Genomic DNA, 4,834 nt, shown 5'->3' on the forward strand with positions numbered 1-4,834 from the left:
CGAGGCAGGCGAAGTCACGGTGCACAGATTAGGTCCTCGCACTGACATCGGTCGAAACAGTGCGGAAGCGACCGCCGCGCAACCGGCCGCACGAGGCACCACAGGAGCGCCGCTCCTGCGCCGCCGGGCCGCCGCTAAGGCGCCGTTTCGTCCGCCACGGCTCCCGCGTACACCTCCACGAGCCGCTCGCGGGAGTCGTCCAGATACTCCGCGAGCATCCGCTCCGTCCCGTCCTGGTCGCCCGACTTGAGCGACTCCAGAAGCTGCCGGTTCCGCAGGAGATACGGCTCGTGCAGTCCGCGCGGATCGTCCACCACATGGAAGGCGAGCCGCAGTTCGGCCAGGACTCCGCGCATCAGTTCGTCGGTGCGCGCGCTGCCCGCCAGCGCGACCAGCTCCCGGTGGAAGTGGATGTTCGCCGTCGAGACGCCCTTCCAGATCCCTTCCTCGGCGGCCCGCTCACCCTGGGAGACCGCCTTCTCCAGTCCGCCCACCGGGAACGGCGGCCCGTCGAGCCCTCGCACGACGGCGCATTCGATCAGCCGGCGGGTGCGGTAGATGTCCTCGACGTCCTCGACCGCGAGCACCCGTACGAAGACTCCGCGGTTGAGTTCATGGACGAGCAGCCGCTCGTGCGTGAGCAGCCGGAACGCCTCGCGCAGCGTATTGCGCGAGACGGCGAGCGCCTTGCCGATGGTCTCCTCCGAGAGGCGCTCGCCCGGCTGGAAGTATCCCTCCGCGATACGGGTACGCAGGATGTCCGCGACCCGCTCCGCCGTACTGGTACGGCCCAGCAGCGGTCGGTCGTCCGCCAGTTCGCCGAGTTCGGCCCCGCCCGTCGTCCCCACAGCAGCCTCTCCCTGATGTCCGTTCGCGTACAGGACTCATCGTAGAAGCAAGAACGAAACAACAAAACTCTTGTCGGATCGTTGAACGATCCCCTACCGTCAAATCAGCTCACGGTCCCAGCACACTCACCCTCCTGCGAGGTGCAGATGAGCACGGCCCAAGCACGTCCGACCAAGGACGAACTCCCCGAGGACACCCGCGCATTAGCCTGGCTGCGGGCCCTTGGGCCGCAAGGGCGCCGCGCGTTCGCGGGCGCGTTCGGCGGCTACGGCCTCGACTCCTACGACTTCTTCACCCTGCCGCTGAGCATGGTGGCGATCGCCGCCTACTTCAGTCTCGACAGCGGCCAGACCGGACTTCTCACCACCGTCACCCTGGTCGTCTCCGCCGTGGGCGGAGCGATCGCCGGAGTGCTCGCCGACCGCATCGGCCGGGTACGGGCCCTGATGATCACTGTCATCACCTACGCGGTCTTCACGGTGCTCTGCGGATTCGCGCCCAACTACGAGACCCTGCTGGTCTTCCGCGCCCTCCAGGGCCTCGGTTTCGGCGGCGAGTGGGCCGTCGGCGCGATCCTGGTCGCGGAGTACGTCTCCGGGAAACACCGCGGCCGTACGCTCGGCGCCGTCCAGAGCGCCTGGGCGGCCGGCTGGGCACTCGCCGTCATCGTCTACACGCTGGTGTTCCAGTTCCTCGACGCGGACACCGCCTGGCGCGTGATGTTCTGGACGGGCGCGCTGCCCGCCCTGCTGATCGTGTACGTACGACGGAACGTCAGTGACGCGCCGGCGGCGGCCGAACAGCGCAGGACCAGCACGGAGAAGGGCTCGTTCACCGCCATCTTCCGCGGCGACCTGCTCCGTACCACCTTCTTCGCGACGCTGCTGTCCACGGGCGTCCAGGGCGGTTACTACACGCTCGCCACCTGGGTCCCGACCTATCTCAAGTCGGACCGGGGCCTGACCGTCATCGGTACCGGCGGCTATCTCACCTTCCTGATCACCGGGGCCTTCACCGGCTATCTGACCGGCGGCTATCTCACCGACCGGCTCGGCAGGAAGAAGAATGTCGCGATCTTCGCGGTGCTCTCCGCTCTCGCGATCCTCACCTATGTGAATATCCCGGACACGGCCGACTGGCTGCTGCTCCTTCTCGGATTCCCGCTCGGCTTCTGCATGTCGGCCATTTTCAGCGGCTTCGGCTCGTTCCTCAGTGAGCTGTACCCGACGGCGGTACGCGGTACGGGCCAGGGATTCACATACAACACCGGCCGTGCCGTCGGCGCGGTCTTCCCCACGCTGGTGGGCTTTCTGGCCACGAGCTGGGGAGTCGGCGGCGCGCTGGTCTTCGGCTCCGTCGGTTACGGTCTCGCGGTACTCGCGCTGCTCGGGCTGCCCGAGACACGTGGCCGCGAACTGCTCTGACCCGATCCGATCGGAAGGTGACTCCATGACCTGGGCGTCCATCGATCTCAACGCCGACCTCGGCGAAGGCTTCGGCCGCTGGCGGCTGACGGAGGACGAGCAACTGCTCTCCGTCGTCACCAGCGCCAATGTGGCCTGCGGCTTCCATGCCGGGGACGCGGTCACCATGCGGCGGGTCTGCGCCTGGGCCGCCGAGCGCGGAGTACGGATCGGCGCCCAGGTCTCGTACCGCGATCTGGCCGGCTTCGGCCGGCGGTCCATGGATGTGCCGCCGGACGAGCTGGCCGCCGAGATCGCCTATCAGATCGGCGCGCTGGAGGTGTTCGCGAGGGCGGCGGGCGCCCGGGTCGCCTATGTCAAACCGCATGGCGCGCTCTACAACCGGGTGGTGCGCGACGAGGAGCAGGCCGAGGCCGTCGTGGAGGGCGTCCTGCTGACCGGTGAGCGGCTGCCGCTGCTCGGACTGCCGGGCTCGCGGCTGCATCAGCACGCGGAGAAGGCCGGACTGCCCGTCGTCACCGAGGCGTTCGCCGACCGCGCGTACACGCCGGAGGGCACGCTGGTGCCGCGCGGCGAGGACGGCGCGGTGATCACGGATCCGGCGGCCGTGGTGGAACGGTCCGTCTCCATGGCCCGGTTCGGGGTGCTGACCTCCCGGTGCGGGCAGTCCGTCGCCGTCCGTGCCCGCTCGCTCTGTGTGCACGGCGACACCCCGGGCGCCGTCGATCTCGCCCGTCGCGTCCGCGGTCAACTGGAGGCCGCGGGCGTGCGGGTGGAGGCCTTCGTATGAGAACGCTGCCGGTCGGCGACCGGGCGCTGCTGGTCGAGCTGGCCGACGGCGAGGAGACCGCCGCGCTCCACGCCGAGCTGCTGCGCCGCCGCGCCGAGGGCACGCTGCCGCCGGTCGGGGAGATCGTGCCCGCCGCGCGGACCGTACTGCTGGACGGTCTTGACGATCCGGCCGGTTTCGCCGCAGGGCTCGCCGGCTGGGAGATCGCGCCGGCGCGCGCCGGTGTGACGAACACCGTCGAACTGCCCGTCCGTTACGACGGTCCCGATCTGGCCGAGGTCGCGGCGCTGTGGGGAGTGCGGGAGGAGGAAGTCGTACGGATCCACTCGACGGCCGAATTCCGTGTCGCCTTCTGCGGGTTCGCGCCCGGCTTCGGCTATCTGACCGGGCTCGGCGAGCGGTACGCCGTACCGCGCAGAGCCACTCCGCGTACGGCAGTGCCCGCGGGCTCTGTCGCGCTCGCGGGCCCGTACACCGGTGTGTATCCGCGCGCCTCCCCAGGGGGCTGGCAGCTCATCGGAACGACGGACGGCGTCCTGTGGGATCCGGCGCGCACGCCCGCCGCGCTGCTCACGCCCGGCGCACGGGTACGGTTCACGCCGGTGAACGAGCACACCAAAAGCGACGCAGACAACGAAGGCACGGCCCGATGACCGACCGGGCCTTCGCGGTCGTCCGCGCCGGTGCGCTGACCACGGTGCAGGACTCCGGACGGTACGGACACGCCCATCTGGGCGTGCCGCGCTCCGGCGCCCTCGATCTGCCCGCGCTGCGGCTGGTCAACCGGCTGGTGGGCAATCCCGCGGGCGCGGCGGCGCTGGAGACTACGCTCGACGGCTGTGCGGTACGGCCGCGCTGTCCGGTGGTCGTGGCGGTGACGGGCGCGCCGTGCGCCGTGTCCGTCGACGGACGGCCGGTGGCCTGGGGCGCGGCCGTACGGGTCCCGGCGGGAGCGGTCCTCGACATCGGTCCCGCGGTCCGCGGTGTCCGCGCCTATGTGGCCTTCGGCGGCGGGATCGCGGTGGAGCCGGTGCTCGGCAGCCGCTCCACGGATCTGCTGTCGGGCCTCGGCCCGGCGCCGCTGCGCGACGGCGAGGTCATTCCGCTGGGCCCTTCGACGGGCCGCCCCGGGCCGGTGGACTGGACGCCGGTGCCCGCTCCGCCGGCCGAACTGGTGCTGCGGATACGGCTCGGCCCGCGCGACGGCTGGTTCACCGCGGCGGCGCTGCGCACCCTGGTCACCCGTGTCTACCGCGTCTCGTCCGCGAGCAACCGCATCGGGCTGCGCACGGAGGGCCCGCCGCTGGAGCGTGCCGTACGGGACGAACTGCCCAGCGAGGGCGTGGTGACGGGAGCGGTACAGGTGCCTCCGGACGGCCGTCCCGTGGTGTTCCTGTCCGACCATCCGACCACCGGCGGTTATCCGGTGGCCGCGGTGGTCATGGAACGGGATCTCCCGGCGGCGGCCCAGGCGGCGCCGGGCACACCCGTACGGTTCGTGCCGAGCGCTCCGCGTGCCGCGCGGCCAGGACAGTTCTCCGCCGTCCTCACACGCCACGGGCGAACCAGCGGTGGACGCGGTCAGGGCGCCGTCCCGTAACCGCCGCCCCCCGGCGTGCGCATGACCAGCACATCGCCCGGGCCCAGCTCCGCCGAGTCGACGCCTCGCAGCGGCGTGAGCGTACCGTCCGCGCGCTCCACCTCGTTGCGGCCGAGCGCGCCCGGCCGCCCGCCCGCCATGCCGTACGGCGGGACCTTACGGTGCCCGGTC

6 protein-coding genes are annotated in these 4,834 nt (G+C 71.2%); 4 read left to right on the forward strand and 2 right to left on the reverse strand.

Going from position 1 to position 4,834, the window contains the following annotated elements:
* Positions 1-134: 134 nt before the first annotated feature.
* Positions 135-848: a GntR family transcriptional regulator gene (locus GA0115259_RS13085; protein WP_093595499.1), complete on the reverse strand. Its 714-nt coding sequence runs from the start codon at positions 846-848 to the stop codon at positions 135-137.
* Positions 849-995: 147 nt separating this feature from the next.
* Here GA0115259_RS13085 and GA0115259_RS13090 point away from each other — a divergent pair, with 147 nt between their 5' ends.
* Genes GA0115259_RS13090 through GA0115259_RS13105 form a run of 4 tightly spaced genes read left to right on the forward strand, consistent with a single transcriptional unit; the run spans position 996 to position 4,663 of the window.
* Positions 996-2,273: an MFS transporter gene (locus GA0115259_RS13090; protein ID WP_093595502.1), complete on the forward strand. Its 1,278-nt coding sequence runs from the start codon at positions 996-998 to the stop codon at positions 2,271-2,273.
* A 25-nt stretch (positions 2,274-2,298) separates the two neighbouring features.
* Positions 2,299-3,063, forward strand: coding sequence for a LamB/YcsF family protein (locus GA0115259_RS13095; RefSeq protein WP_093595505.1), 765 nt, complete (start codon positions 2,299-2,301; stop codon positions 3,061-3,063).
* Positions 3,060-3,716, forward strand: a complete 657-nt coding sequence (pxpB, locus tag GA0115259_RS13100; RefSeq protein ID WP_093595508.1) for a 5-oxoprolinase subunit PxpB — start codon at positions 3,060-3,062, stop codon at positions 3,714-3,716. The genes GA0115259_RS13095 and pxpB overlap by 4 nt, the downstream gene beginning before the upstream one ends.
* Positions 3,713-4,663 carry a 5-oxoprolinase subunit C family protein gene (locus GA0115259_RS13105; RefSeq protein ID WP_093595511.1) on the forward strand — a complete coding sequence of 317 codons (951 nt, stop codon included), beginning with the start codon at positions 3,713-3,715 and terminating at the stop codon, positions 4,661-4,663. The genes pxpB and GA0115259_RS13105 overlap by 4 nt, the downstream gene beginning before the upstream one ends.
* Here the strand turns inward: GA0115259_RS13105 and GA0115259_RS13110 are convergent.
* The coding region (locus GA0115259_RS13110; RefSeq protein ID WP_141716548.1) for a hydantoinase B/oxoprolinase family protein at positions 4,645-4,834 on the reverse strand (190 nt) is incomplete at its 5' end. The two genes, GA0115259_RS13105 and GA0115259_RS13110, sit on opposite strands and share 19 nt — an antisense overlap.

The sequence above is a fragment of the Streptomyces sp. MnatMP-M17 genome, assembly GCF_900091995.1.
Lineage (GTDB): Bacteria > Actinomycetota > Actinomycetes > Streptomycetales > Streptomycetaceae > Streptomyces.

What these genes read in the sequence shown, in the direction of transcription:
- GA0115259_RS13090 (WP_093595502.1), top strand. Translation starts at nt 996, where the DNA reads ATGAGCACGGCCCAAGCACGTCCGACCAAGGACGAACTCCCCGAGGAC.
- GA0115259_RS13095 (WP_093595505.1), top strand. Translation starts at nt 2,299, where the DNA reads ATGACCTGGGCGTCCATCGATCTCAACGCCGACCTCGGCGAAGGCTTC.
- pxpB (WP_093595508.1), top strand. Translation starts at nt 3,060, where the DNA reads ATGAGAACGCTGCCGGTCGGCGACCGGGCGCTGCTGGTCGAGCTGGCC.
- GA0115259_RS13105 (WP_093595511.1), top strand. Translation starts at nt 3,713, where the DNA reads ATGACCGACCGGGCCTTCGCGGTCGTCCGCGCCGGTGCGCTGACCACG.